This is a genomic window from Mycobacterium sp. 852014-52450_SCH5900713 (assembly GCF_001667075.1).
GTDB lineage: Bacteria > Actinomycetota > Actinomycetes > Mycobacteriales > Mycobacteriaceae > Mycobacterium.
In genome coordinates this window covers 1-25,236 of the sequence record NZ_LZIL01000048.1, presented here as the reverse complement: position 1 = coordinate 25,236, position 25,236 = coordinate 1, and the positions used below count along the sequence as shown (strand labels likewise).

25 protein-coding genes and 2 pseudogenes are annotated in these 25,236 nt (G+C 68.7%); 10 read left to right on the top strand and 17 right to left on the bottom strand.

The window, feature by feature from the left end; translation table 11 throughout:
* Positions 1 to 537: pseudogene (locus tag A5773_RS13945) on the top strand (alpha-(1->6)-mannopyranosyltransferase A); the annotation flags it as partial.
* Positions 538 to 541: 4 nt separating this feature from the next.
* Here A5773_RS13945 and A5773_RS13940 read toward each other — a convergent pair.
* Positions 542 to 946, bottom strand: coding sequence for an Rv2175c family DNA-binding protein (locus A5773_RS13940; RefSeq protein WP_066947011.1), 405 nt, complete (start codon positions 944 to 946; stop codon positions 542 to 544).
* Between the two features lie 80 nt (positions 947 to 1,026).
* Between A5773_RS13940 and A5773_RS13935 the strand changes: the two genes are divergently transcribed.
* Complete coding sequence (locus A5773_RS13935) at positions 1,027 to 2,262, top strand: protein kinase (protein WP_197505340.1); 1,236 nt, start codon at positions 1,027 to 1,029, stop codon at positions 2,260 to 2,262.
* On the opposite strand, the gene A5773_RS13930 is transcribed toward A5773_RS13935, so the two are convergent.
* From A5773_RS13930 to A5773_RS13920, 3 genes are read right to left on the bottom strand one after another with little or no spacing between them, the layout of a single operon-like run.
* Positions 2,259 to 3,647: a class II 3-deoxy-7-phosphoheptulonate synthase gene (locus tag A5773_RS13930; protein WP_066947001.1), complete on the bottom strand. Its 1,389-nt coding sequence runs from the start codon at positions 3,645 to 3,647 to the stop codon at positions 2,259 to 2,261. The two genes, A5773_RS13935 and A5773_RS13930, sit on opposite strands and share 4 nt — an antisense overlap.
* A 60-nt stretch (positions 3,648 to 3,707) precedes the next feature.
* Positions 3,708 to 4,232 carry a polyadenylate-specific 3'-exoribonuclease AS gene (locus A5773_RS13925; protein ID WP_066946996.1) on the bottom strand — a complete coding sequence of 175 codons (525 nt, stop codon included), beginning with the start codon at positions 4,230 to 4,232 and terminating at the stop codon, positions 3,708 to 3,710.
* A gap of 10 nt (positions 4,233 to 4,242) precedes the next feature.
* Positions 4,243 to 5,109, bottom strand: coding sequence for a hypothetical protein (locus A5773_RS13920; RefSeq protein ID WP_197505343.1), 867 nt, complete (start codon positions 5,107 to 5,109; stop codon positions 4,243 to 4,245).
* A 109-nt stretch (positions 5,110 to 5,218) separates the two neighbouring features.
* On the opposite strand from A5773_RS13920, the gene A5773_RS13915 reads away from it, so the two are divergent.
* Positions 5,219 to 6,514, top strand: coding sequence for a glycosyltransferase 87 family protein (locus A5773_RS13915; RefSeq protein WP_066946989.1), 1,296 nt, complete (start codon positions 5,219 to 5,221; stop codon positions 6,512 to 6,514).
* 13 nt (positions 6,515 to 6,527) lie between these two features.
* Here A5773_RS13915 and A5773_RS13910 read toward each other — a convergent pair whose 3' ends face one another.
* The 5 genes from A5773_RS13910 to A5773_RS13890 all read right to left on the bottom strand — a co-directional run bounded on the left by A5773_RS13910 (position 6,528) and on the right by A5773_RS13890 (position 9,923).
* Positions 6,528 to 7,256 (bottom strand): 1-acyl-sn-glycerol-3-phosphate acyltransferase, encoded by a 729-nt coding sequence (locus A5773_RS13910; protein WP_066946986.1) that lies wholly within the window; start codon positions 7,254 to 7,256, stop codon positions 6,528 to 6,530.
* 84 nt (positions 7,257 to 7,340) lie between these two features.
* A complete protein-coding gene (locus A5773_RS13905; RefSeq protein WP_066946982.1) occupies positions 7,341 to 7,721 on the bottom strand; it encodes a hypothetical protein in 381 nt (126 codons plus the stop codon).
* Positions 7,718 to 8,986 carry an ArsA family ATPase gene (locus tag A5773_RS13900; RefSeq protein WP_197505342.1) on the bottom strand — a complete coding sequence of 423 codons (1,269 nt, stop codon included), beginning with the start codon at positions 8,984 to 8,986 and terminating at the stop codon, positions 7,718 to 7,720. Before A5773_RS13900 ends, A5773_RS13905 begins: the two co-directional genes overlap by 4 nt.
* Positions 8,983 to 9,417 (bottom strand): SRPBCC family protein, encoded by a 435-nt coding sequence (locus A5773_RS13895; protein ID WP_066946972.1) that lies wholly within the window; start codon positions 9,415 to 9,417, stop codon positions 8,983 to 8,985. The genes A5773_RS13900 and A5773_RS13895 overlap by 4 nt, the downstream gene beginning before the upstream one ends.
* A 116-nt stretch (positions 9,418 to 9,533) precedes the next feature.
* Entirely contained in the window at positions 9,534 to 9,923 is a 390-nt protein-coding gene (locus A5773_RS13890; protein WP_066946969.1) for a polyketide cyclase / dehydrase and lipid transport, read from the bottom strand.
* A 130-nt stretch (positions 9,924 to 10,053) separates the two neighbouring features.
* Here A5773_RS13890 and A5773_RS13885 point away from each other — a divergent pair, with 130 nt between their 5' ends.
* Positions 10,054 to 11,856, top strand: a complete 1,803-nt coding sequence (locus A5773_RS13885; RefSeq protein ID WP_066946965.1) for a long-chain fatty acid--CoA ligase — start codon at positions 10,054 to 10,056, stop codon at positions 11,854 to 11,856.
* Between the two features lie 116 nt (positions 11,857 to 11,972).
* On the opposite strand, the gene pimB is transcribed toward A5773_RS13885, so the two are convergent.
* The 4 genes from pimB to A5773_RS25630 form a co-directional block, all read right to left on the bottom strand.
* A complete protein-coding gene (gene pimB / locus A5773_RS13880) occupies positions 11,973 to 13,115 on the bottom strand; it encodes a GDP-mannose-dependent alpha-(1-6)-phosphatidylinositol monomannoside mannosyltransferase (RefSeq protein ID WP_067791339.1) in 1,143 nt (380 codons plus the stop codon).
* Between the two features lie 47 nt (positions 13,116 to 13,162).
* Positions 13,163 to 14,086, bottom strand: coding sequence for a hypothetical protein (locus tag A5773_RS13875; protein ID WP_369817362.1), 924 nt, complete (start codon positions 14,084 to 14,086; stop codon positions 13,163 to 13,165).
* Positions 14,049 to 15,188 carry a peptidoglycan hydrolase RipC gene (gene ripC / locus A5773_RS13870; protein WP_066946958.1) on the bottom strand — a complete coding sequence of 380 codons (1,140 nt, stop codon included), beginning with the start codon at positions 15,186 to 15,188 and terminating at the stop codon, positions 14,049 to 14,051. Before ripC ends, A5773_RS13875 begins: the two co-directional genes overlap by 38 nt.
* Before the next feature lie 183 nt (positions 15,189 to 15,371).
* Positions 15,372 to 15,626 carry a hypothetical protein gene (locus A5773_RS25630; protein WP_082948230.1) on the bottom strand — a complete coding sequence of 85 codons (255 nt, stop codon included), beginning with the start codon at positions 15,624 to 15,626 and terminating at the stop codon, positions 15,372 to 15,374.
* 167 nt (positions 15,627 to 15,793) lie between these two features.
* Here A5773_RS25630 and A5773_RS13865 point away from each other — a divergent pair.
* Positions 15,794 to 17,647, top strand: a pseudogene (locus A5773_RS13865) (DEDD exonuclease domain-containing protein); the annotation flags it as partial.
* Here A5773_RS13865 and trpD read toward each other — a convergent pair.
* Positions 17,585 to 18,679, bottom strand: a complete 1,095-nt coding sequence (gene trpD / locus A5773_RS26525) for an anthranilate phosphoribosyltransferase (RefSeq protein ID WP_156659187.1) — start codon at positions 18,677 to 18,679, stop codon at positions 17,585 to 17,587. The pseudogene A5773_RS13865 and the gene trpD sit on opposite strands and share 63 nt — an antisense overlap.
* A gap of 138 nt (positions 18,680 to 18,817) precedes the next feature.
* Between trpD and A5773_RS13860 the strand changes: the two genes are divergently transcribed.
* The 4 genes from A5773_RS13860 to A5773_RS13845 are packed head-to-tail and all read left to right on the top strand — an operon-like array spanning position 18,818 to position 23,220.
* On the top strand, positions 18,818 to 19,429 hold the full coding sequence (locus A5773_RS13860; protein WP_055401014.1) for a heme-copper oxidase subunit III: 612 nt from the start codon (positions 18,818 to 18,820) through the stop codon (positions 19,427 to 19,429).
* Positions 19,430 to 19,469: 40 nt separating this feature from the next.
* Positions 19,470 to 20,324: a c-type cytochrome gene (locus A5773_RS13855; RefSeq protein WP_066946953.1), complete on the top strand. Its 855-nt coding sequence runs from the start codon at positions 19,470 to 19,472 to the stop codon at positions 20,322 to 20,324.
* Positions 20,321 to 21,526, top strand: coding sequence for a ubiquinol-cytochrome c reductase iron-sulfur subunit (locus A5773_RS13850; protein WP_066946950.1), 1,206 nt, complete (start codon positions 20,321 to 20,323; stop codon positions 21,524 to 21,526). The genes A5773_RS13855 and A5773_RS13850 overlap by 4 nt, the downstream gene beginning before the upstream one ends.
* Positions 21,523 to 23,220, top strand: coding sequence for a cytochrome bc complex cytochrome b subunit (locus A5773_RS13845; RefSeq protein ID WP_066946945.1), 1,698 nt, complete (start codon positions 21,523 to 21,525; stop codon positions 23,218 to 23,220). The genes A5773_RS13850 and A5773_RS13845 overlap by 4 nt, the downstream gene beginning before the upstream one ends.
* Here the strand turns inward: A5773_RS13845 and A5773_RS13840 are convergent.
* Complete coding sequence (locus A5773_RS13840) at positions 23,217 to 23,678, bottom strand: DUF5994 family protein (RefSeq protein ID WP_066946942.1); 462 nt, start codon at positions 23,676 to 23,678, stop codon at positions 23,217 to 23,219. The genes A5773_RS13845 and A5773_RS13840 overlap by 4 nt on opposite strands.
* A 305-nt stretch (positions 23,679 to 23,983) precedes the next feature.
* On the opposite strand from A5773_RS13840, the gene A5773_RS13835 reads away from it, so the two are divergent.
* Complete coding sequence (locus tag A5773_RS13835; RefSeq protein ID WP_066946936.1) at positions 23,984 to 24,217, top strand: hypothetical protein; 234 nt, start codon at positions 23,984 to 23,986, stop codon at positions 24,215 to 24,217.
* A 3-nt stretch (positions 24,218 to 24,220) separates the two neighbouring features.
* Here A5773_RS13835 and A5773_RS13830 read toward each other — a convergent pair whose 3' ends face one another.
* Together A5773_RS13830 and A5773_RS13825 are read right to left on the bottom strand one after the other, a co-directional pair.
* Positions 24,221 to 24,868: a DUF2561 family protein gene (locus tag A5773_RS13830; protein ID WP_066946931.1), complete on the bottom strand. Its 648-nt coding sequence runs from the start codon at positions 24,866 to 24,868 to the stop codon at positions 24,221 to 24,223.
* Positions 24,868 to 25,236: MmpS family transport accessory protein (locus tag A5773_RS13825; RefSeq protein ID WP_232001854.1), on the bottom strand; the 369-nt coding region annotated here is incomplete at its 5' end. The genes A5773_RS13830 and A5773_RS13825, both read right to left, overlap by 1 nt.

Here is a 25,236-nt window from a genome sequence, read left to right as displayed (position 1 = left end):
GTTGTGTATAAGAGGGTGGGCCTGGGGTGGCTGACCGCACTGGCCGGGTCCGTGAAGATCATCAACTGGCTGACCGTGCCGACCGCGGCCGCCAACATCATTCACGCCGTGTTCAGCGGCTTCTTTGCGGTGCACTTCTACCCCTTGCTGCGCATCACCCGCTTCATCGGGATCGCGATCATCGCGGTGTCGCTGCCCCTGCTGTGGTGGCGGTTCCGGCGCGACGACAGGGCCGCCCTCACCGGCATCGCGTACTCGATGCTGGTGGTGGTGCTCTTCGTCCCCGCGGCGCTGCCGTGGTACTACTCCTGGCCGCTGGCGGTGGTGGCCCCGCTGGCGCAGTCCCGGCGGGCCGTCGCGATCATCGCCGGGCTGTCGACGTGGGTGATGGTGATCTTCAAACCCGATGGCTCGCATGGGATGTACTCGTGGCTGCATTTCTCGCTGGCCACCGCTTGCGCGCTGATCGCCTGGTACAGGCTCTACCGTGCCCCCGACGAGCGGGCCGGCATAACCGAGGAAGCTGTCGCTCAGTAAGCCCTCAGCAAGCCATCGCCTGTGCCCGACGCACGACTTCCCGAGCCTGGTGCGCGTGCAGGGCGTCGACGGGGCGGGCGTTGCTGATGGCATCCCGGCTGCCGTCGTGCGTGATCGTCAGCGACGGATCGGGGGTGAACAACCACCGCACGATCTCGGTGTCGTGGTAGCCGCCGTCGTGCAGGATCGTCAACAGTCCCGGCAGGCTCTTGACCACCTCACCGGACTTGGTGAAGAACACCTGCGGCACCACCAGGCCGCCCTCGCGCTTCACCGCAACCAGGTGACCTTCCCGAAGTTGCTGCTGGACCTTGCTGACCGAAATCCGGAGCAATTCGGCGACCCGCGGCAGGTCGTAGGTGGGCTCGTCGGGATCCAGAACATCGTCGCCGGCAGGAACACTGCTCACCCGCGCAAGTGTAGGCCTTGGCACGCGGATTCAACCCGTGTTCTGACGCCCAATCGCACCCTCACCCCTACGATGGCCCCGTGGCCGGACCCGGGACGCGAGACCCCTTGGACAGCGTCTTGCTGGATGGCCGCTACCTGGTGCAGTCCAAGATCGCCAGCGGCGGCACGTCGACGGTGTACCGCGGCCTCGACACGCGGCTCGACCGCCCGGTCGCGGTGAAGGTGATGGATTCCCGCTACGCCGGCGACGACCAGTTTCTGACCCGGTTTCAGCGCGAGGCCCGCACGGTCGCACGGCTGAAGGACCCCGGCCTGGTCGCGGTATACGACCAGGGCTTGGACGCCCGGCACCCCTTCTTGGTGATGGAGCTCATCGAGGGCGGCACGCTGCGCGAGCTGCTGGCCGAGCGCGGGCCGATGCCGCCCTATGCCGTGGCCGCGGTGCTGCGCCCGGTGTTGGGCGGCCTCGCCGCCGCGCACCGGGCCGGTCTGATTCATCGCGACGTCAAGCCCGAGAACGTGCTGATCTCCGACGACGGCGACGTGAAGATCGCCGATTTCGGTTTGGTCCGTGCCGTCGCGGCCGCTGGAATCACCTCCACGAGCGTGATTTTGGGAACCGCGGCCTACCTGTCTCCCGAGCAGGTGCGCCACGGCGACGCCAGTCCCCGCAGCGACGTGTACTCCGCCGGGATTCTCACCTACGAGCTGCTGACCGGGAGCACCCCGTTCACCGGTGACTCCGCGTTGTCGATCGCCTACCAACGGCTGGACACCGATGTGCCGGCGCCCAGTGCCGCGATCGACGGTGTACCCCCGGAGTTCGACGAGTTCGTGCGGCGCGCGACCGCGCGCGACCCGGGCGACCGGTACGCCGACGCGATCGAGATGGGCGCCGAGCTCGACGCGATCACCGAAGAACTTGCGCTGCCGGATTTTCGGGTCCCGGCACCGCGCAACTCCGCGCAGCACCGGTCCGCGGCCCAGCACAGCCGAATGAGCCAGCGCCCGGACACCGCCGCGCCGCCCGCCGCCGCACCGGTCCGCCACCCCACCCGCCAATTGACCCGCGGCCCCGAGGACTGGTCCGAGCCGCAGCGCCCGCCGCAATCCGATGACGAGCCCGACGACTACGAATACCAGCCCGTCACAGGGGAATTCGCCGGCATTCCGATCAGCGAATTCGCATACGCCCGACAGCACGGCCGGCGCATGGTGCTGATCTGGGTGGCGCTGGTGCTGGCGCTGACCGGTCTGGTTGCCACCGCGGCGTGGACGATCGGGACCAACCTGAACGGGCTGATAGCGGGCTAGTCGCGCAGCATCTCGGCGACCAGGAAGGCCAACTCCAGCGACTGCTGGGTGTTCAGCCGCGGGTCGCATGCCGTCTCGTAGCGCCCCGCCAAGTCCAGATCCGAAATGTCTTGCGCCCCACCGAGGCATTCCGTGACGTCTTCGCCGGTGATCTCGACGTGGATGCCGCCCGGGTGCGTGCCCAGCGCGCGGTGCACCTCGAAGAAACCCTGCACCTCGTCGACGACCCGGTCGAAGTGCCGGGTCTTGTATCCGTTGGACGACTCGTGGGTGTTGCCGTGCATGGGGTCGCACTGCCAGATCACCTGGTGACCGGTCGCCTGGACCTTCTCGACGATGGGCGGCAGCAGATCGCGCACCTTGTTGTTGCCCATCCGGCTCACCAACGTCAACCGGCCCGGCTTGTTGTGCGGGTCAAGCCGTTCCACGTATTCGACGGCCAGTTCCGGGGTCATCGTCGGGCCGATCTTCACGCCGATCGGGTTGGCGATCACCTCCGCGAACGCGATGTGCGCGCCGTCGAGCTGGCGCGTCCGCTCGCCGATCCAGACGGTGTGTGCCGACAGGTCGAATAGCTGCGGCTCCCCGTCCTCGCTCGCCGACAGCCGCAGCATGGCCCGCTCGTAGTCGAGCACCAAAGCCTCATGGCTGGCATAGATTTCGGCGGTCTGCAGGTTGCGGTCGGCCACGCCGCAGGCGCTCATGAACCGCAGACCCCGGTCGATTTCGGTGGCCAGCGCCTCGTAGCGGGCGCCGGCGGGCGACGTCCGGACGAACTCCCGGTTCCAGTCGTGGACCAGGTGCAGCGACGCCAGGCCCGACGACGTCAGCGCCCGCACCAGGTTCATCGCCGCACTGGCGTTGGCGTACGCGCGCACCAGCCGCGACGGGTCGTGCTCGCGCGCGGCGGCATCCGGGGCGAAGCCGTTGATCATGTCCCCGCGGTAGGACCGCAACCCCAGGGCGTCGATGTCGGCCGACCGTGGCTTGGCGTACTGGCCGGCGATCCGGGCCACCTTGACCACCGGCATGCTGGCGCCGTAGGTCAGCACCACGGCCATCTGCAGCAGGGCGCGGATGTTGCCCCGAATGTGGGGCTCGGTGTTGTCGGTGAACGTCTCCGCGCAGTCCCCGCCCTGCAGCAGGAACGCCTCGCCCTTGGCGACCTGGGCCAGCTGCTCCTGCAGCCGGAGGATCTCCGAGGGCACCGTCACCGGCGGCACGCTCTCGAGGACCGTTCGCATCGCCGCCGCCTGTTCGGCCGGCCAGCTGGGTTGCTGGGCGGCCGGCTTGGCCAGCGCGGCGTCCAGCCGCGCCCGCAGGTCGTTCGGCAGCGGGGGCAGCGACGGCAGCTGGTCGATCGGGATGTCGACAGTCCAGTTCATCGGTCCATGGTAACCGGGGCGCGAGGGTGACTGATCAGCGCGAACGTCGTCCGGGCGGGCTCAGGGCGATACTCCGGCGTTCGGATCGCTCCCGAGGCCGTCCCCCTCCGCCGAGATGATCAGCCGGTATCGCCGCATCTGGTCGCGGGCGTCGACCAACGCGTCGTGGGCATCGCGCGACCGCGGCGGCATGGGCGGGCAGCCCCGGTCCTCCCACAATTGCCGCAAGTCCCGGGTGAAACGGGGCAGCGCCCGCGGCAGCTCGGGCATCGTGCCCCATAGCTGGCACAAGGCCACGTGGTCGTAGGCGCCGATCCACGCCCACAGTTCGATGGGGTCAGCGCCCCGGACGTCGAAGAAATCCTCGAGGTCCGAGCGGATCTGTCTGCGCGAGCGCCACAGCTGAGACGACGGGGGTGGCAGCTTGGGCAGCACGTTGGCGCGCACCCAGCCGCCGGCGCGTTCGGGATCGAACTCCGTTGACACGGCGTAGTACTCGCGGCCGTCCTCGGCGACCACCCCGATGGAGATCAACTCGATGGTGCGGCCGTCCTCGATGAACTCGGTGTCGTAGAAGTACCGCACCGGCGAAAGCCTATCTGCTGATCAGGATGGGCCCCGTCGGCGGCGGTGCCGGGTGTACGTCGTGGTCGAGCTGGGCGTCGACCGCGCGCTCGTCGGGCAGGCGGGGCGTGCCCGCGATCGCGCACTGCAGATACAGCTTGGCCCGCACCACCGGGCGGCGCAGCGTCCGTTCGCGTTGTAGCGCTCGGCGCATCTTCTCGGGTTGGTTGGTGTATCGCCAGCGAGCCCAGGGCGCATGCGGGCGGGACAATCGGATCGCGCCGATGACCAGCAGCACGACGATGAACATGCCGAGCAGCCCGGTCCACACCTTGCCCTTGAGCACGACGATCACCGCCAGGGGCAGCGTCAACACCAGTCCGCCGGCCACCGCGGCGCGCAGCGGCCAGGAATCGGTGCCTTCCCAGATCGGCAGGAAAAACATCAGCGGATGCAGGCCCATGATCAAGAGTCCGGCCACCCCCACCGCGGCGAACACGGCGTCCACCGAAGTGCGCCCATCCTCTGACCAGTAAACGTCGGACAGGTGCAGGATCAACGCGTACTCGTCGAGCACCAGGGCCGCACCGATGCCGAAAAAGATTGCCGACAAAGTGAATTCGGGCTCGTGTCCGTCGATGGACAGGGTGACCAAGGTCAGGCCGGAGAGCAGCACCAGGACGACACCGAACGTCACGTGGTGGATGTGGACCCCGCTGACATGGACGTTGCGCGGGTGCCACCACCTGGCCGGGTGGCCGGTCTCGGCGCGGTGGCGGATGAAGCGCACGAACGTCCGCGTGACGAAAAACGTCAGGATGAATGCCACCAGGCAGCACAGCAGGGGCAACCGGCCGCCCTCGAGGATGTCGTGCGCGAACCAGCGCGTCACCCGCAGCACGAACCAGTGGAGCACTCTTGAAACGTACGCCTGTGGGCGTAGACACCGCCGGAAGCCGCGCGGAGCGACGTACCACCTCCGCGCACCGATTACGCTGTTGTGCGACATGAGTAGATGGCGGGCGCCCGACGTGGGCCACCCAAGCAAACGTGGCCCCGGGCAGGTCCTGTTGTGGTGCGGTCTCTGGCTGCTAGCGGCCGCGGGGCTGGGCTATGTGGCCTGGCAACTGTTCGGCCACATTCCCTATCGCATCGATATCGACGTGTATCAGATGGGCGCGCAGGCGTGGATGCAGGGCCATTCGCTGTACCGCGGTGATGTGCTGTTCCACACACCGATCGGGCTCAACCTGCCGTTCACCTATCCCCCGCTGGCGGCGATCGTGTTCTGCCCGTTCGCCTGGCTGCACATGCCCGCCGCCAGCGTCGCGATCACGGCGTTGACGTTGGTGCTGCTGGTGGTGTCCACCGTGATCGTGCTGACCCGCCTCGACGTCTGGGCCGCCTCGACGGCGCTGCCCGGCCCGGCCTGGTTGCGCCGCTGGTGGCTGGCCGTCGTCATCACGCTGGCGGCGACCATCTGGCTGGAACCCATCACGTCGAACTTCGCCTTCGGCCAGATCAACGTCGTGTTGATGACCCTGGTGATCGCCGACTGCCTGCCGCGCCGCACACCGTGGCCGCGCGGGCTGCTGCTGGGACTGGGCATAGCGCTCAAACTCACGCCTGCGGTGTTTCTGCTCTATTTCCTGCTGCGTCGCGACAACCGGGCCGCACTCACGGCCGTGGCGTCCTTCGTGGTGACGACGGCGGTGGGTTTCGTTCTGGCATGGGGTGACTCGTGGGAGTACTGGACGCACACCCTGCCGCACACCGATCGGATCGGCGAGGCGGCGCTGAACACCGATCAAAACCTCGCCGGGGCCCTGGCCCGACTCGGGCTGGGCGAGCAACAGCGCTTCCTGCTCTGGGTGGTGGCCTCGCTGCTCGTGCTCGCGCTGACGGTGTGGGCGATGCGCAGGGTGCTGCGGGCCGGCGAGCCCGTGCTCGCCGTCATCTGCGTCGCGTTGTTCGGGTTGATGGTCTCCCCGGTCTCGTGGTCACACCACTGGGTGTGGGGATTGCCGACGGTCGTGGTGCTCGCCGTGCTGGCCTGGCGGCGCCGCAACGTGACGCTGGCCGTGGTCGGTGCCGCGGGAGTGGCGCTGATGAGATGGTCGCCGATCGACCTGCTGCCCAAGCATCACGAGGCGTCGGCGGTCTGGTGGCGTCAGCTCGCCGGGATGTCCTACGTGTGGTGGGCGCTGGCCGTCATCGTCGCGGCCGGTCTGACGGTGACCACTCGCAAGCCGTCGCCGGATTCGGCGCCGCAAGAATTGACGCCGGTGACAGCAGCCGGCTAGTCGAGCCCGCGGATCAACCGACGGCGGTTTCCGGGATCCGGGCGGCCTCGCCGGTCGATCCATCGCCGTTGCGGCTTTCCTTGACGCTGGCGGCGTAGATGTCGACGTACTCCTGGCCGGAGAGCCCCATCAGCTCGTAGATCACCTCGTCGATGACGGCCCGCTCGATGAAGCGGTTGCCGGCCAACCCCTCGAACCGGGAGAAGTCCATCGGCTTGCCGAAGCGAACGGTGACCCGCCCGAAGCGCAACATGTTCGTCCCCGGCGGATTGACGACGTTGGTGCCGATCATCGCCACCGGGATCACCGGGACGCCGGTGTGCAGGGCCAGCCGCGCCAGACCGGTCTTGCCTTTGTACAGCCGGCCGTCCGGCGATCGGGTGCCTTCGGGGTACATCCCCAGCAGCTTTCCGGACGAGAGCAGCCGCTCGGCGGTGGTCAGTGCGGCCTGCGCGCTGTCGGCGTCGGTCCGGTCGATCGGCACCTGGCCCACGGCGGTGAAAAACCAGCGCTGGAACCAGCCCTTCAGGCCGGTCCCCGTGAAGTATTCGGCCTTCGCCAGGAAGGTGATGCGGCGGCGCACCACCAGCGGCAGGTAGAAGCTGTCCATCACCGCCAGGTGATTACTGGCCAGGATCGCCGGGCCGGAACTCGGAATGTGTTCCAGGCCTTCAACTTTTGGCCGACCGAGCAAGGCCAGCAACGGGCCGAGCAGTACGTACTTGAATAGCCAGTACCACATGGCCCTCCCTCTCGCCCGCCCGCCGGTGTTCTGCGCCAACTGTACCCACCGCATGCGGAAGGGACCACCTTCGACGCAGCGGGGTCACTCCTCGACGGTGACGGGAATGGGCTGATACCGGGTCCTGGTCGCTGAGTCGGGAGGCTCCGCCTCGGTGGCGCCGTGGCCGGGCGGCCCGTCGGGCGGTGGTCTCTCCGCGCCGTTGATGTCGTCGAGCATGGCCCGGATCACCTCGAGCAGGGCGATGCTGTGGTCGGCGATAACGGTGATCAGCGGGTGCTGCTCACCGGTCGCCAGCGCGGCCAGCGCGCACACCGGGCACCACACCTGTTGGCACTTGCCGGTCCCGGCTCCGCGGCCCGCCGTCAGCGCGGCCGCCGTCCGCACCGCCGGGTCGATTCCGTCCAGGATTGTCTGGGCGAGCCTGCGCAGCTCGGGACCGATATCCGAATGAGCCCCACTCACTTAGGCCACACCTCCGGATCTGGTCGAAATCGCACCGTCAGCTCGCTACCCCGCAATTGTGCGTCCAGCACCGTGCAGCGCCGGAGCACGGACGCCAACCTAACCCTGCGCCGCAATCCGCCGGCACTGACGATCAGGTCGTCGTCAACGCGCCCCAGCGTCAGCGTTGACGGATCGAGTTGCGGCAACGCTAGCCGCATTCGATAAATGGAACCAAGTCCCGTTCCGGATTCCAGGTCCACCGTCGGCCGCAATGGCCCCGGCGGCGGCGCCCCGCCGCGACGACGCGCGGAGTCGAGCAACTCGCCCAGGGCCTTCGGACCGATCGGCTCCCCGGACAGGTGCGGAGTCAACACCAGGGCCACCTCACCAATGGTGGCGTCGAGTTCGTCGAGAACACCACGTTGTTCGGAAATGCGTTCGGCGTACCAGTAAAACGCGGGGTGCTCCGGCAGGTTGCGGTATTCGTAAGATGCGTCTTCGGTCAGAACCTGGTTGACGATCAGTTCCTCGACGCGCACCCCCATCAATGCCAGCGAACCCAGCGTCCTGGCCGCCTCCGCAGCGACGACCCGCTCCGGCGTCAATACCAAGTGCGCGCCGACCAATTCGCCGTCGGTCAGCAGGGTGTTGAGCGTCTCGACGCTGGCGCCGATGCGCTCCAGCAGCTCCACCATCGCCGCCGAGCGGGAGTCGTCGGCGCCGACGGACAGCCGCCGATGCCGCGGCCACGCGCGTTCGACATAGAGCCCGAAGGTGGCGGGCAAGGTCAACATCCGCAGCGCGTCGGCGGTCGAGGCGCAGTCGACGACGATGCGATCCCAGCGCCCGGAGACGGCCAGCTCGCCGACGGCGTGCAGCCCGAGCACTTCCTGAACACCCGGCAGCGCCGAAAGTTCTTCGGGGGCAATGGTACTCAGCTCGGTATCGGGAAACCGACGATCCAGCGTGTCGACGACCTCGCGCCAGCGAAGCTCGAGCAGGGCCAGGGTGTCCAGGGCGAGCGCGTCGAGGAAGCCACCACCGGCCTGCTCGTCATCGGCAAGCACGCGAACCAGTTCGCCCGGGCTGGGCGGGACGGGGACACCGAGCACGTCGCCGAGTGAATGCGCCTGATCGGTCGACACCACCAGCACTCGCTGCCCCGCGCTTGCGGCACCGACCGCCGTCGCACAGGCCAGCGTGGACTTTCCTACCCCGCCCTTGCCAACGAAGAGGCTGATTCGGGCCGGGGTGGGCGCCCGCGATTCGCTGGACTCACTCAGCCCTCGACTCGTTTCTTCAGATCCTTCAACGCGGTGTCGGTCAACCGGCGCTCGGCCTTGCGCTTGAGCAGACCGATCATGGGAACGGCGAGGTCAACCGAGAGCTCGTAGGTGACCTCGGTGCCAGATCCCTTGGGCGCCAATCGATATGTGCCCTCCAGCGAACGCAGCAGCGAGCTGGAGACCAGGGTCCAACTGACCGACTGCCGGTCCTTGGGCCACTGGTAGGAAATGACCATCGTGTCCTTGAGCACGGCGGCGTCCAGCACCACCCGCGCGACTTTGGGATAGCCGTCGGCGTCTGTCTCCTGCACCTCGGCTTCCCGGTATTCCGAGATCCACTGCGGGTAGGAATCGATATCCGCGATGACGCCCATCACCGTGCCCGGGTCGGCGTCGATGTAAATGGTCTGCGACGTCTTCTCCGCCACCTGGTGCTGCCCTCTCTCCCGCAAGCGGTCGACGCCGCCGGCGGGGAAACTACCGTGCGGGTCTAACCCCCGGGCCTCCGGTCCGAAACGGTACTCTCCCCGCAAACCTGACCCGGCTAAACTACCGGAGAAACTCCGACCGGACGCGACCGTTCCAGTGTCGTCTTGACCTCGAAGGCCATTTTCTTTCCCGCCACCCGACGGCGGTGCGTCATTTTCGCGAGATTCAGCTTGGCCAACTGCCAGGCCGCCACCCCGGACGGTTCGGCGTGCAGGAAGTAATGCAGCACCACCCCGTCCAGCGACGGCTCCAGCCAGATCTCCATGGTTCCGGTCAGCGCGCCGGTGACCGCCCAGCGGATCCCCTTGTCGCCGCGCTCCTCGACGACCTGCAGCCGCAGGTCCGGCCACCACCGGCGCCAGCTCGACGGATCGGCGACCGCGGCGCCGACCCGCGCACCGTCGGCGGCGACGAACGTCTCGTCGGCGATCTGGATGCTGTTCACTACCCCAGCTTCACACACCCGCGCCCTGGCCCGGCGACTGCCACCGTTCCTGCGCGAACGCGCGGATTAGGCTGGACGGCAACAAGCCGGCCCCCGGAACGTCACCCAAGCCAAAACGAGGTCAGTAAGAGTGCGTGAGTACAGTGTCCCCGCCCGCTTCTCCGTCGGCGAGCACGACAACATCGCGGCCATGGTCTTCGAGCACGAGCGATCAGATCCCGGCTTCGTCATCTTCCGGCGTCAGGTCGACGGCGAATGGACCGATGTCACCTGCGCGGAGGTGGCCGAACAGGTTCGCTCCGCGGCGCTGGGTCTGATCGCGCTCGGCGTCCAGGCCGGCGACCGGGTCTCCATCTTCTCGGCCACCCGCTACGAGTGGGCGATCATCGACCTGGCAATCCTGTCCGTCGGCGCGGTCACCGTGCCGATCTACGAGACGTCGTCGGCCGAGCAGGTGCGCTGGGTGCTGCAGGACTCCGAGGCGGTGGTCGCCTTCGCCGAAACCGACGCGCACGCCGCGATGGTCACCGAACTCACCGCCGACCTGCCCGCCCTGCGCCGCGTGCTGCACATCGACGGCTCGGGTCCCAAGGCGCTCGACCAGCTCGCCGAGGCCAGCGCCTCGGTCGAGCCCGCCGAACTCACCGCCCGCCAGGAGGCGCTGCGCGCCGACGACCCGGCGACGCTCATCTACACCTCGGGCACCACCGGACGGCCCAAGGGCTGCCAGCTCACCCATTCCAACCTGCTGTACGAGACCCGCGGCGCCAAGGAGTGCCTGCCGACGCTGCTGCACGAGGGGCAGCGGCTGCTGATCTTCCTGCCGCTGGCCCACGTGCTGGCGCGCTCGCTGACGCTCTCGGCATTCGCCAACAAGGTGACCGTCGGGTTCACCAGCGACATCAAGAACCTGCTGCCGATGTTCGCCGTGTTCAAGCCGACGGTGGTGGTGTCGGTGCCCCGGGTGTTCGAGAAGGTCTACAACACCGCCGAACAGAACGCGGTCAACGACGGCAAGGGCCGGATCTTCGCGGCCGCCGTGCAAACCGCGGTCGACTGGAGCCAGGCGCAGGACGGCGGGCGGCCGGGGCTGGTGCTGCGCGCCAAGCATGCGTTGTTCGACCGGCTGGTCTATCACAAGCTGCGCGCCGCGCTGGGCGGTGAATGCCACGCGTCCGTCTCGGGCGGCGCGCCGCTGGGTGCGCGGCTGGGCCACTTCTACCGGGGCGTCGGCCTGACCATCCACGAGGGCTACGGCCTGACCGAGACCAGCTCCGCCATCACGGTCAACCAGGTCGGCAACGTCAGGATCGGGACGGTCGGAACGCTGTTGCCGGGCAACAGCATGCGCATCGCCGAAGACGGCGAGCTTCTGGTCCGGGGCGGCGTGGTGTTCAGCGGCTACTGGCGCAACGAGCAGGCCACCAACGACGCGTTCACCGACGGCTGGTTCAAGACCGGCGATCTCGGCGCGCTCGACGAGGACGGCTTCCTGAGGATCACCGGCCGCAAGAAGGAGATCATCGTCACCGCCGGCGGTAAGAACGTCGCCCCGGCCGTGCTCGAGGACCAACTGCGGGCGCACGCGCTGATCAGCCAGGCCATGGTGGTGGGCGACGCCAAGCCGTTCATCGGCGCGCTGATCACCATCGACCCCGAGGCGTTCGAAGCGTGGAAGGAGCGCAACCACAAGGCGGCCGGCGCGTCGGTTGCCGATCTGGCCGGTGACCCGGACCTGGTCGCCGAGGTGGACGCCGCCGTCAAGCACGCCAACCAGGCGGTGTCGCACGCCGAGTCGATCCGCAAATTCCGCATCCTGCCGGTCGACTTCACCGAGGACACCGGCGAGCTGACACCGACGATGAAGGTCAAGCGCAACGTGGTCGCCGAGAAGTTCGCCTCCGACATCGACTGGATCTACGAGAAGGATTAGCGGCCCGCCGTCACGCCTCCGCGGCCGAGCGTCACGCCAGGGCACCGCCCTCCTGCGAGCGTCACGCCAGCGTGACGCCGGGCGTCGAGCGTCAGGCCAGCGTGACGCTCGAGCCGTCAGCCGCCGAGGATTTCGGCCAGCCGTGCAGCGAGGGTGTCCCACCGCCAGTGGGCCGTCACCCACTCCCGCCCGGCCTCGCCCATGGCGGCGGCCCGGTCCCGGTCGCCGAGCAACTCGGTGACGGCGTCGGCGACGGCGCTCAGCGAGCGCCCATCGACTACTAATCCAGTCTTGTTGTGCTGCACGGCTTCTGGAGCCCCGCCGGAGTCGCCGGCGATCACCGGCTTGCCGGTCGCCGAGGCCTCGAGGAAGACGATGCCCAAGCCCTCGACGTCCATGCCGGCGCCGCGGGTGCGGCACGGCATCGCGAAGACGTCGGCCAGCGCGTGGTGGGCGGGCAGCTCGGCGGCCGGTACGCCGCCGGTGAAAGTCACATGCTCGCTGATCCCGCACTCGCGGGCGAGCTTGCGCAGCGATTCCAGGTAGGGACCGCCGCCGACGATGACCAGGGCGGCACCATCGACGCGCTGCCGGATCGACGGCAGCGCCTTGATCAGGATGTCCTGACCCTTGCGCGGGACCAGCCGGGACACGCACACGACCGTGGGCCGCTCCCCCAGCCGATACCGGTCGCGCAGCGCGGCGCCGGCCGCCGGGTCGGGCCGGAACCGGTCGGTGTTGACCCCGGGCGGCAGGTATTCCAGCGACGCGTTGGGCCCGAAGGCCGGCGCGAACCGGGCGCGGGTGTAGCGGCTGACGAACGTGACGACGTCGGTGGTGTCGCCGATGCGACGCAGCACCGACCGCGCGACGGGGAGCATCGACCAGCCCACTTCGTGACCGTGCGTGCTGGCCACCACCCGGGTCGCCCCCGCCTGCCGGGCCCGCTGCGCCAGCAGCGCCAGCGGCGCGGCCGCGCCGAACCAGACGGTGTCGATGCCGTTGTCGGCGATCAGCCGGCGCATCCGGGCGTCCACCGCCGGGCCGGGCAACATCAACGTGCCGGGATGACGGACCACCCGGTAGCCCGCCGCCTCGGCCGCATGGTCGAAGGCCTCGGCACCCTTCCATTGCGGCGCGTACACCGTCATCGAATGCAACCCGGCATCGACGAGGTGCCCGACGAAGTCGCTCAGGTAGGACTGGATGCCGCCCGGCCGGGGCGGAAAGTCGTTGGTTACCAGCAGGACCCGACTCACTGCGTCAGGCTAGCCTGACGCGCGCGCGGGCCGTGCGGGGCATCTCCTCAGCCGGCGCGGGTGAGCCACTCGTGCCAGCGCGCGAGCAGGCCGGGCGAGTCGGTGGCCAGCACGTCGTGCGCGGCGGAGGGCACGTCGGTGTGCCCGGCACCGCAGACGGCCAGATACAGGTCGTGCAGCTTGGCCGTCCCGAAGGTGTCCGCGACGAAGCGCGCGAACCACCAGGCGCGGTCGTACGCCAACGAACGCTGCGAGCCCGGTGCGTCCAGGTCGGCGTCCGAGGGCAGCGCCAGCGGGACCGGCAGCGCGTCGAGGGGCACCGGAGTCCGTGGCCGGCCGACGAAATCGGCCACGCCCTCGGTCAGCCACCGGGGCGCATCCGCGGCGGTGTCCGCGCGGGCCGCGTAGTGAAAAAGCTCGTGCGTCAACACGATTCGCAGCGCACCCTCGGTCATGTTGGCCGCGCCGGGCGCGAAGACGATCCGCTCACCGATGACCACCCGGTGCACCGGATCGACGCGGTCGGCGACCGTCACCGCCGCGATGTCCGCCCACTGCGCCGCCGGACCGCCACCGGCGGCCGCGCGGAACTCCTCGTCGGTGTGGGCGGCGACCACCGATATGTCGCGCGACCAGTCCAAGCCCCAGAACGCCTCGACCGCGTTGATCGCCGCGCCGATGCCGGACGCCACCCGGGACAGCAGCCGGTCGCCGGCCGGACCGCCGAGGCCGAGCAGCCGAACGGTGCGGTCACCGACGACCAGCGACTTCGTCGCGGCGCTGACCTGGCTGCGTGCGGGCGTGATCAGCTGCGGGGGTCGCGTGCCGCCGCCGCGTCCCGCGTCCAGCGGGACCGCCGCGGCGACGACGAGCTCGACAAGGAAGACCCAGGCCAGCAGCAGCGTCAGCCGCCCGCGCCGGGCGCCTGGTCCGCTAGTAGCGGCGGGCGTCGTGGATCGGGCCTGCGGCATTCATCGGCACCACGCGCACCGGCTGGCCGTAGGTCGAGGAATGGATCACCATGCCGTCACCGACGTAGAGGCCGCTGTGTGACGCGTCGTTATAGAAGGTGACCACGTCGCCGGGCTGCAGGTCCGACAACGACACCGGCTGACCGCCTTGAGCCTGCGCCTGGCTGGAGTGCGGCAGCGAGATACCGGCCTGCTGGAACGCCCACATCACCAGGCCGGAGCAGTCGAACCCGCCCGGCGCGGCGCCACCCCAGACGTACGGTGAACCGACCTGCGTCAACGCCGCCTGCACGACGGTCCCGCGGTCACCGCCACCGACCCCGCCACCGAACGGTCCGGGCATTCCGCCGGGAGGCGGAGCCTCACCGGGTCCCTGCGGCGCGCCGGGCGGCGCCGCCTCGGGCGCGGGGGCGCCGGGCGCCGGGAGACCCGCCGGGACGGGGCCGGGATCGGCGAGCGCGGTGCGCTGCTCGGGCGACAAGGACACGTACTGCGACTTGACGACCGCGATCTGCACCTGCAACTGACTTTGCTTGGACTGCAGGCTCGCTCGCACCGCGGCGGCCTGCTCGGCCGCGCTCTTCGCGTCGGCGGCGGACTTGGCGGCCTCCCGCTCGGCCTTGGCGGCCTGCTCGCCCGCGGCCCGGAAACTCGTCATCTGGTCGGCCATCTGGGTCGCCATCAGCCGCTGCATGGCCAGCTTGTCGATCAGCCCTTGCGGCGATCCGGCGGTCAACATGGCCGTCATGCCGTCGACGCGGCCGCCCATGTAGGTCGCGGCGGCAAGCTTGTTCACGGCACCCTGGAACGACGCCAGGCGAGCCTTAGCCGCATCGACGGCGGCCAGGGCGTCGTCGTGCTTCTTGTCCGCCGCGCGCTGGGCCACCAGCTTGTCGTTCAGGTCGAGCTGCGCGCTGTGCATCGCCTCGGTGGTCTGCTCGGCCTGGCGTGACAACTCGTTGAGTTTGGCCAGCGCATCACCGGCCGGGTCGGCCGAGACGTTCGCCGCGAGGGCACCCGATAAGACTGTGAAGCCCGCTAGCGTCCCGATGGCAAATCGTGTGACGACACGCACAAACGGGTATCTAGAGTCAAGCCTCAAGATTTTGCTTCCTTAAACGGGCCATTGACGACCAGGCGCCGTCGAGCTGGTTTAGGTCTCAGACAGGTTACGAAACGATATCGGCGTTTGTCCAAAGCGGGGGGTTAAGAATTTGGATAGATTTCTGTCATTATCATGTGGACGATGCTGACTCCCTCGTAAACCTTTGGCACACAAAGCATCTTAGGCGACGCCCGAATCGCGTTCGCGGCGGATAGGCACTAACCGTAATCGCGGTGCCAGGCCTACATCGGCGAGCACCGCCAACGCAGCGCATTCGTCCTCCAACAAAGTTCCCGGGACCCCGAGTAACACGCTGACTACGCAATCGCGGCATCCCGGTCCGCGCACCGCGCAGTCGTCGCAATCGATCACCACCGGCGCCCCCGCGTCCGGCACCGTCGTGCCGTCGCTGTCGGGCCCACTGCTTCGTGCCATCGGGATCGGTCCTCTCGGTCAGGCTTGGCGAACTCAGGTCGGACTCTCCGCACGGTAACCACACCCACCGACAACCCGCCGGCACCGCGTTTCGCCTGGCGAACGGGTTCGGTTTGCTCGGCGTGGGAACCGCGCGGGTGTCGGTGGACCCGCTTAACGTCGCGGCCATGGGTGCCGGTGATGCGACTCAGCTCAGTTTCACCGACTTGGGGTCATCCTTCGCCACCGCCGACGTCACGTTGCGCGACACAACCTTCGTGGTGGTGGACCTGGAGACCACGGGCGGACGCACGAAAGGCACCGACGGAAACGCGCCCGACGCCATCACTGAGATCGGAGCGGTCAAGGTCCGCGGCGGCGCCGTGCTCGGCGAGTTCGCCACGCTCGTCGACCCGGAGCGCAGCATCCCGCCCCAGATCGTGCAGCTGACCGGCATCACCACCGCGATGGTGTCCGACGCTCCGACAATCGACGCGGTGTTGCCGATGTTCCTCGAATTCGCGGGTTTCGACCACGGGACAGTGCTGGTGGCCCACAACGCCGGGTTCGATGTGGGATTTCTGCGTGCCGCCGCGGCGCGGTGCGACATCCCCTGGCCCCGGCCGAAGGTCCTGTGCACGGTGCGGCTGGCCCGCCGGGTGCTCAGCCGCGAGGAAGCCCCCACGGTGCGGCTGGCCGCGCTGGCGCGGCTCTTTGCCGTCGCCACCCAGCCCACGCACCGCGCGCTGGACGACGCCCGCGCCACCGTCGACGTGCTGCACGCGCTCATCGAGCGGGTGGGCAACCAGGGGGTGCACACCTACGCCGACCTGCGCTCCTACCTGCCGGACGTGACGCCGGCCCAGCGGCGCAAGCGGGTCCTCGCCGAAGGTCTGCCCCACCGCCCGGGGGTCTACCTGTTTCGCGGGCCGTCGGGCGAGGTGCTCTACGTGGGCACCGCCGTCGACCTGCGCCGCCGGGTCGGGCAGTACTTCACCGGCGCCGACCCACGCGGCCGGATGAAGGAGATGGTCAATCTGGCCACCGCGGTCGACCACGTGGAGTGCGCTCACGCGCTGGAGGCCGGCGTCCGCGAGCTGCGACTGCTGGCCGCGCACGCCCCGCCCTACAACCGCCGTTCCCGGTTCCCGCACCGCTGGTGGTGGGTGGCCCTGTCCGACGAGGCGTTCCCGCGGCTCGCGGTGGTCCGGGCACCGCGCCACGACCGCGCCGTCGGCCCGTTTCGGTCGCGCGCCGACGCCGCCGACACGGCCGCGCTGATGGCGCGCTTCACCGGCCTTCGGACCTGCACGGCCCGGCTGGGCCGCTCGGTCCTGCACGGGCCGGCCTGCCCCGAGGCCGAGGTCTCGCCGTGTCCCGCGGCGCGCGGCATCACGGCCACGCAATACGCGGCGGCCGTGGCGCGCGTCGCCGCGTTGATCGACGGGATGGAGAACGCCGCCCTGGTGGCCGCCGTGGATCAGGTCACGGCGCTGGCCGAGCGCCGCAATTTCGAAAGCGCCGCGCGCCTGCGCGACCGCACCGCCACCGCCGTCGAGATCCTGTGGCGCGGCCAGCGGTTGCGCGCCCTGGCCACGCTGCCCGAGCTGATCGCCGCCGCGCCCGACGGGGACGGTGGTTACCACCTCGCCGTCGTCCGGCACGGTCAGCTCGCCGCAGCCGGCACCGCCAGGCGCGGGGTGCCCCCGATGCCGGTGGTCGACGCCATTGCGGCTGGGGCACAGGCGATCTTGCCCGTCGCGGCCCCGCTGGGCGGTGCGCTGGTGGAGGAATCCGCGCTCATCACGCGGTGGCTGGCAGGCCCCGGGGTTCGCATCGTTCGGGTCGATGAATCCGCCGACGCCACCGGCTGGGCTTCACCACTGCGCTCGGCCGGCGCGTGGGCGGCCTGGGCCGCCTCGGCGCGTTCGGCGCGGCTGGCCTATGAACAGACCTCGGCACAAGCGGCCCAACACGACTCAGACCTGCTGGCTGAACCGCACCCATCGCGCGAGCACCTGTTCGGCCGCACCGGAGTCGATCGCCGCGGCGGCGCGCTGCAACCCGTCCTCCCACGCCGGCAACCATTCAGCGCGGCTGGATAGGCCGGCGTGGGCCACGATCGCCCCGGCGGCGTTGAGCACTACGGCGTCCCGGACCGGGCCCTTGTCACCGGCCAGCACCGCGCGCACCTCCGCCGCGTTGGCTTGCGCGTCGCCGCCCAACAGATCGTCGAGATCGGCTCGGGCAAAACCGAATCCGGCCGGATCGAACGTCAGCTTGTCCACCGTCCCGGCCTGCACCCGCCAAATCGTGCTGGTGGTGGTCGTCGTCAACTCGTCAAGTCCGTCGTCGCCGTGCACCACCAGCACGCTGGACCGGCGCGCGGCGAAGACCCCCGCCATCACCTCGGCGAGGTCGGCGAACGCGCAGCCGATCAGGCCGGCCCGCGGCCTAGCCGGATTGGTAAGGGGTCCAAGGAGATTGAACACCGTCGGCACGCCGATCTCGCGGCGCACCACCGACGCGTGCCGGTACGACGGGTGGAACAGCGGCGCGAAGCAGAACCCGATGCCCACCTCGGTCAGGCTCTGCGCCACCTGCTCGGGTTCGAGGTCGATACGCACGCCGAGCGCCTCCAGCGTGTCGGCACCGCCGGACAACGACGATGCCGCGCGGTTGCCGTGTTTGACCACCGGCACGCCGGCGGCCGCGACCACGATCGCCGCCATGGTGGAGAGGTTGACGGTGTTGACGCCGTCGCCACCGGTCCCGACGATGTCCACGCTGTCGTCGCGCATCGCGGGCATCGTGCGCGCGTGGCCCAGCATGACGTCGGCCAACTCGCTGACCTCGGCCGAGGTCGGGACCTTCATCTGCATTGCCACCGCAAACGATGCGACCTGCGCCGGGCTCGCGTCGCCCGCCATGATCTGATCCATGGCCCAGGCGGCCTGGCCGCGCGCCAGATCCTGACCGCCCATCAACCGGGCCAGAACCCCAGGCCACGAGGGTGCCGCCCCGGCCGGTCGAGCGGCGGACCCGCCAGTGGAAGCCTCAGATGACAGAGCCACGCGCCGATGGTCCCACGCGGACCCGACCTGCCCCAACCGGCGCGGAGTCCCGCCCGCTCCGGCCGGCGCCGCGACGCGAAAAGATGAAATGCCGCCCCGGGTGGAGTTAATCAACTACAAAGCGTCATACTTGCGGATGTGACCAGCGCTGTAGGGACCTCAGGTACTGCAATCACGTCGCGCGTTCATTCGTTGAATCGACCGAACATGGTCAGTGTCGGCACCATCGTTTGGCTCTCCAGCGAGCTGATGTTCTTTGCTGGCCTGTTCGCGATGTACTTCACCGCGCGTGCGCAGTCCGGCGGCAAGTGGCCGCCACCGCCGACCGAACTGAACCTCTATCAGGCCGTCCCGGTGACGCTCGTGCTGATCGCGTCGTCGTTCACCTGCCAAATGGGTGTGTTCGCGGCCGAACGCGGCGACGTCTTCGGGCTGCGCCGCTGGTACGTGATCACCTTCCTGATGGGCCTGTTCTTCGTTTGCGGGCAGGGCTACGAGTACTTCCACCTGGCCACGCACGGCACCACGATTCCCGGCAGCGCCTACGGCAGCGTGTTCTACCTGGCGACCGGTTTCCACGGCCTGCACGTCACCGGCGGTCTGATCGCCTTCATCTTCTTGCTGGCCCGCACCGCGATGAGCAAGTTCACCCCGGCGCAGGCCACCGCGAGCATCGTCGTCTCTTACTACTGGCATTTCGTCGACATCGTGTGGATCGCGCTGTTCACCGTGATCTATTTCATCCGATGAGCCGGCGGCTCCGAATACTGGAATGAACAGGAGTTCTCGGTTGAAGAAGCTGGGGTCCATGCGAAACCGGAAGCCGCGTCAAGGGCAGCGCGACCGCTCGAGGCGGCGGCTGCGCCGCCGCCTGTCCGGCGGGCTGTTGCTGCTGATCGCGCTGACCATCGCCGGCGGCCTGGCCGCCGTGCTGACGCCGCGCCCGCAAGTGGCCGTCGCCGACGAGTCGTCCTCGGCGCTGCTGCGGACCGGCAAGCAGCTGTTCGACACGTCGTGCGTGTCGTGTCACGGCGCGAACCTGCAGGGCGTGCCCGACCGCGGGCCCAGCCTGATCGGCGTCGGCGAGGAGGCCGTCTACTTCCAGGTCTCCACCGGCCGCATGCCTGCGATGACCGGCGAGGCCCAGGCGCCGCGCAAGGAGCCGATCTTCGACGAGGCGCAGGTCGACGCGCTGGGCGCGTACGTGCAGGCCAACGGCGGCGGTCCGACGACCGTGCGCAACCCGGACGGCAGCTTGGCGATGAAGTCGCTGCGTGGTGACGACCTGGGCCGCGGCGGCGACCTGTTCCGGCTGAACTGCTCCTCCTGCCACAACTTCACCGGCAAGGGAGGGGCGCTGTCGTCGGGCAAGTACGCGCCGGCCCTCGAGGCGCCCAACGAGCAGCAGATCCTGGCGGCCATGCGGACCGGCCCGCAGAACATGCCGAAGTTCTCCGACCGTCAGCTGTCCTTCGAAGCCAAGAAGGACATCATCGGCTACATCAAGTCGGTCACTGAAGAGCGCCAGCCCGGCGGCTACGGCCTCGGTGGATTCGGGCCCGCGCCCGAGGGCATGGCCGCGTGGATCATCGGGATGGTCGCCGCCATCGGTTTGGCACTGTGGATTGGGGCACGAGCATCATGAGCGACACCAATGCCGTAGCCGGCTCCGACACCGACAAGGGCGCCGCGCCGAACGAACCCGACGAGGCGGCCCTGGCCGCGATGTCCCAGCACGAGCTGGTGACGCTGGGCGGCAAGCTCGACGGCGTCGAGACGATCGTCAAGGAACCCCGCTGGCCCGTCGAGGGCACCAAAGCCGAGAAGCGCGCCGAACGCGGAGTCGCGCTGTGGCTCTTGCTCGGCGGTGGTTTCGGGTTGGCGCTGTTGCTGGTCTTCCTGTTCTGGCCGTGGGAGTACAAGCCGAAGGACGCCCCCGGCAGCCTGCTGTACGACCTGGCCACCCCGCTCTACGGGCTGACCTTCGGGATGTCGATCCTGTCGATCGCCATCGGCACCATCCTGTACCAGAAAAGGTTTATCCCGGAAGAGATTTCGATCCAGGAGCGGCATGACGGGGCCTCGCGCGACATCGACCGCAAGACGGTGGTGGCGAACCTGACCGACGCCCTTGATGGCTCAACCGTCCGGCGGCGCAAGGTGATTGGGCTTTCCCTGGGACTGGGCCTGGGCGCGTTCGGTCTGTCGACGCTGGTGGCGTTTGCCGGCGGTCTGATCAAGAACCCGTGGAAACCGGTGGTGCCCAGCGCCGATGGGAAGAAGGCCGTGCTGTGGACGTCCGGTTGGACACCGCGGTATGCGGGCGAGACCATCTTCCTCGCGCGGGCAACCGGCTCCGCCGGTGCATCACCGTTCGTCAAGATGCGCCCCGAGGACCTCGACGCCGGCGGCATGGAGACCGTCTTCCCCTGGCGCGAATCCGACGGCGACGGCACCACGCCGGAATCACAGGAAAAGCTGCGCGCCATCAACCAGGGCGTCCGAAACCCGGTCATGCTCATCCGCGTGCGGCCGTCCGACATGCCCCGGGTGGTCAAGCGCCAGGGCCAGGAGAGCTTCAACTACGGCGAGCTGTTCGCCTACACCAAGGTCTGCTCGCACCTGGGTTGCCCCGCATCGCTTTTCGAGGAGCAGTCCTACCGAATCCTGTGCCCCTGTCACCAGTCGCAGTTCGACGCCCTGCACTTCGCCAAGCCGATCTTCGGCCCGGCCGCCCGCGCGCTGGCGCAACTGCCCATCACGATCGACACCAACGGGTATCTAGTCGCCAACGGTGACTTCGTCGAGCCCGTCGGACCGGCATTCTGGGAGAGGACGACAACATGAGTCCGAAACTGAGTCCCCCGAAACCGCCCAAGATCGGCGACGTCTTGGCCCGTCAGGGTGAAGACATCGACACGCGCTATCACCCCTCGGCGGCGGTACGCCGGCAGCTCAACAAGGTCTTCCCGACGCACTGGTCGTTCCTGCTGGGTGAGATCGCGATGTACAGCTTCATCGTGCTGCTGCTCACCGGCGTGTACCTGACGCTGTTCTTCGACCCGTCCATGGCCGAGATCACCTACAACGGCGCCTACCAGCCGCTGCGTGGCGTCGACATGTCCAAAGCCTTCGCCTCGACCCTCGACATCTCGTTCGAGGTGCGCGGCGGCCTGTTCGTCCGGCAGGTACACCACTGGGCCGCACTGATTTTCGCGGCGTCGATCATGGTGCACCTGGCACGAATCTTCTTCACCGGCGCGTTCCGCCGGCCCCGCGAGGCCAACTGGGTCATCGGTTCGCTGCTGCTGATCCTGGCCATGTTCGAGGGGTATTTCGGCTACTCGCTGCCCGACGACCTGCTGTCGGGTATCGGGCTGCGCGCCGCGCTCTCCTCGATCACGTTGGGAATGCCGGTGATCGGCACCTGGCTGCACTGGGCGCTGTTCGGCGGCGACTTCCCCTGCGGCGGTGTGGGTAACGAGTGCGCGACCGCGGGCTACATCATCCCGCGCATGTACGCCCTGCACATCCTGCTGATTCCGGGGATCATCCTGGCGCTGATCGGGCTGCATCTGGCGATGGTGTGGTTCCAGAAGCACACCCAGTTCCCCGGCCCGGGCCGCACCGAGCAGAACGTCGTCGGTGTGCGCGTCATGCCGATCTTCGCGGTCAAGTCCGGCGCGTTCTTCGCCGCGATCGTCGGGGTGCTCGGCCTGATGGGCGGGCTGCTGCAGATCAACCCGATCTGGAACCTCGGCCCCTACAAGCCATCTCACGTCTCGGCCGGCTCGCAGCCCGACTTCTACATGATGTGGACCGAGGGCCTGGCGCGTATCTGGCCGCCGTGGGAGTTCTACTTCTGGCACCACACCGTTCCCGCCGCCGTGTGGGTGGCCCTCCTGATGGGATTGATCTTCGTCCTGCTGATCGTCTATCCCTTCCTGGAGAAGCGATTCAGCGGCGACCGCGCCCACCACAACCTGTTGCAACGGCCACGTGACGCCCCGGTGCGCACGGCCATCGGTGCCATGGCGATCTCGTTCTACATGTTGCTGACGCTGGCGGCGATGAACGACATCATCGCCTTGAAGTTCCAGATCTCGCTGAACGCGACGACCTGGATCGGCCGCATCGGGATGGTCGTCCTCCCGCCGGTGGTCTACTTCATCGCCTACCGGTGGTGCGTTGCGCTGCAGCGCAGCGACCGGGAGGTGCTCGCACACGGCATCGAGACGGGGATCATCAAGCGGCTGCCGCACGGCGCTTACATCGAGCTGCATCAGCCGCTCGGACCGGTCGACGACCACGGCCACCCGCTCCCGCTCGAGTACCAGGGCGCGGCGCTGCCCAAGCGGATGAACAAGCTTGGCTCGGCCGGTTCACCGGGTAGCGGCAGCTTCCTGTTCGCCGACCCGGCGTCGGAGGATGCGGCGCTGCGCGAGGCTGCACACGGCTCAGAGCAACGTGCCCTCACCGCCCTGCGCGAGCACCAGGAAAGCACCGTCGGCTCGAACGGCAAGAACGGCGAGCACCACTAGCTTCGCGCTGGTTCGGTGCAGGCCGTGGCGCATTGTTGCTGGGCCGCCCGCAGGATGGAGCCGGCAGCCAAGAACGCCGGCTTCGTCTGGTCGCGCGCTTCGACGGGTAGGTCGGCCGCGCAGCGCAGCACCATCAGGGCGAGCGCGCTGTAGGTCGCGTAGGGGATGACGAGCAGGTTCACGCGTGCGTCGCCCCCGACGATTGTCATCACATGCTGGCGCTTTCGTTCCCATCCTGACCAGTTCAAGTCGGGTGGTCGCTGCAGTGGTGGCCAGTTGACATTGATCGCGTTGATGTCGCCCAGCAAGGGGGTCAGGAGGGCGACCAGCTCGGGCAATTCGTTGGTGATGCGGTCTGCGCGCGGCCACCACGCGCCGTCGATGGGGCGGCCGAGTTCACGACAAACCGACAGCCGGACGGGATTGACTCGGCGTCGGCGTTCGAACAATTCGGTCATCCGGCGGCCCGGCGGCCAGGCAGATTCGCGACAACCACAAGCGGATCCCTTCACGTCGGCGTCGTTCGCGCCGGCTAGCCCGGGCGGACGGAGGAATCGCATTGCCGTGGGTCGCACTCGCTTGGGTAGCTGCGGACCACCGCTGACAATGAAACGGCTCGCAGCTAACGCTACGCCACCGCCAGCCACGGGGCGGCCCGGGGCCGGGTGGGCCGCCCTGGCTCGGTGGGTGCACTACAGTGGCGAGGGCCTGACCGTGGCGCTGTCCGGGTGAGCGGGGGGTTTACACGATGAGGATGGGCGTAATGGCGACAGAGGACTGGAATGACGCCCCGGAGATCCATCCTTCGAAGATCCGGGTCGGTGACATCATCGGCACGCTGCGTCCCACGAAGCTGCGCTACACCGTCAAGATGATCAGCGGGCCGCAGACGACTCCCCGGCGCTGGACGTTCTTCGGCCGCGACGACAACGGCACGCAGCACACGAGCACGTTCGGTGAGGACGAACTGGTTCGCAGGTACGCCAAAGCGTCGTAGGGCCTACTGCTCGGCGACGGCGCGGCGCAGTAGGCGAACATGCAGCCACTCGATCACCGGCATCCCCGCGGTGACGACGCCCGCGACCACGTATGCGACCCAGGCGGGGCCGTCGTGGCCCACGGCCATCAGGTAGGTCGCCGTGGCCACCGCGACCAGCGCGGCGCCGATCGCGGTCAGCAATAGCACGGTGCCGCGCAACCACACCCGATCGACCGCCTCACCCGACCATCCGGAGTCGGCCGTCTGTACCGGCGCCTGCACCCGGGGTTGTCTCGCCCGATCGGCCGCGGTGCGCGGCGCCTGGGACATAAGGCGCACGGGGGGCCGGTTGGGCGAGGTCATCCCCCGGGCGGCCGGCTCGGTCTGGGCCATCCGGCGGGCCCGCAACAGCATCGGGATAGCCCCGGCGATGATCAGCGCGGACACGATGATCACGGCGTACAACACCCAGGAGGTGCTGTGCGTACCGTTGGCCGCTTTGTGAAAGCCCCGCCCCAGGTCGGCCAGCGCGACGGCCGCAGCCACGCTCACGCCCAGCAATACCAGCCAGACGGCGGCACACGCCCCGATCAATATGCGGTCGATGACGTCGGGCGAGATGGTGTCGTCCCCCACCCCGCGGCGGTACGCCGAATACCTGCCGACCATCAGCAGCTCGTCTGCGGTGAGTCGTTGCTGTTCGACGAAAGGACCGTCCCGTCGCTTGTGGTGATCGAGCAGTTCAGCCGGCTGACGCGGAAGAGGCTGGACGCCTCGACGGAGCCCACGTCGGACTGCGAAATCGGCGTGACGGTCATCGACCACGGGATGTACACGTTGTGCTGGGTGCGCCGCCGACCGGACGCATCGACGTAGGTCACGGAGATGATGTCGCCGGGCGCCTTCGTGCCGGTCACCGAGTAGGTCACCTGTCGCGGCCCGGCGGCGTCATCTCCGTGACCTACGTCGATGGGCCCGGTGCGCGGCGCACCCCCCACAACGTGTACATCCCGTGGTCGATGACCGTCACGCCGATT

What these genes read in the sequence shown, in the direction of transcription:
- A5773_RS13830 (WP_066946931.1), bottom strand. Translation starts at nt 24,868, where the DNA reads ATGGTCGGCAGGTATTCGGCGTACCGCCGCGGGGTGGGGGACGACACC.
- A5773_RS13915 (WP_066946989.1), top strand. Translation starts at nt 5,219, where the DNA reads ATGAGTAGATGGCGGGCGCCCGACGTGGGCCACCCAAGCAAACGTGGC.
- A5773_RS13845 (WP_066946945.1), top strand. Translation starts at nt 21,523, where the DNA reads ATGAGTCCGAAACTGAGTCCCCCGAAACCGCCCAAGATCGGCGACGTC.
- A5773_RS13875 (WP_369817362.1), bottom strand. Translation starts at nt 14,086, where the DNA reads ATGCCGCAGGCCCGATCCACGACGCCCGCCGCTACTAGCGGACCAGGC.
- A5773_RS13850 (WP_066946950.1), top strand. Translation starts at nt 20,321, where the DNA reads ATGAGCGACACCAATGCCGTAGCCGGCTCCGACACCGACAAGGGCGCC.
- A5773_RS13930 (WP_066947001.1), bottom strand. Translation starts at nt 3,647, where the DNA reads ATGAACTGGACTGTCGACATCCCGATCGACCAGCTGCCGTCGCTGCCC.
- A5773_RS25630 (WP_082948230.1), bottom strand. Translation starts at nt 15,626, where the DNA reads ATGGCACGAAGCAGTGGGCCCGACAGCGACGGCACGACGGTGCCGGAC.
- A5773_RS13835 (WP_066946936.1), top strand. Translation starts at nt 23,984, where the DNA reads ATGGCGACAGAGGACTGGAATGACGCCCCGGAGATCCATCCTTCGAAG.
- A5773_RS13840 (WP_066946942.1), bottom strand. Translation starts at nt 23,678, where the DNA reads ATGACCGAATTGTTCGAACGCCGACGCCGAGTCAATCCCGTCCGGCTG.
- A5773_RS13910 (WP_066946986.1), bottom strand. Translation starts at nt 7,256, where the DNA reads ATGTGGTACTGGCTATTCAAGTACGTACTGCTCGGCCCGTTGCTGGCC.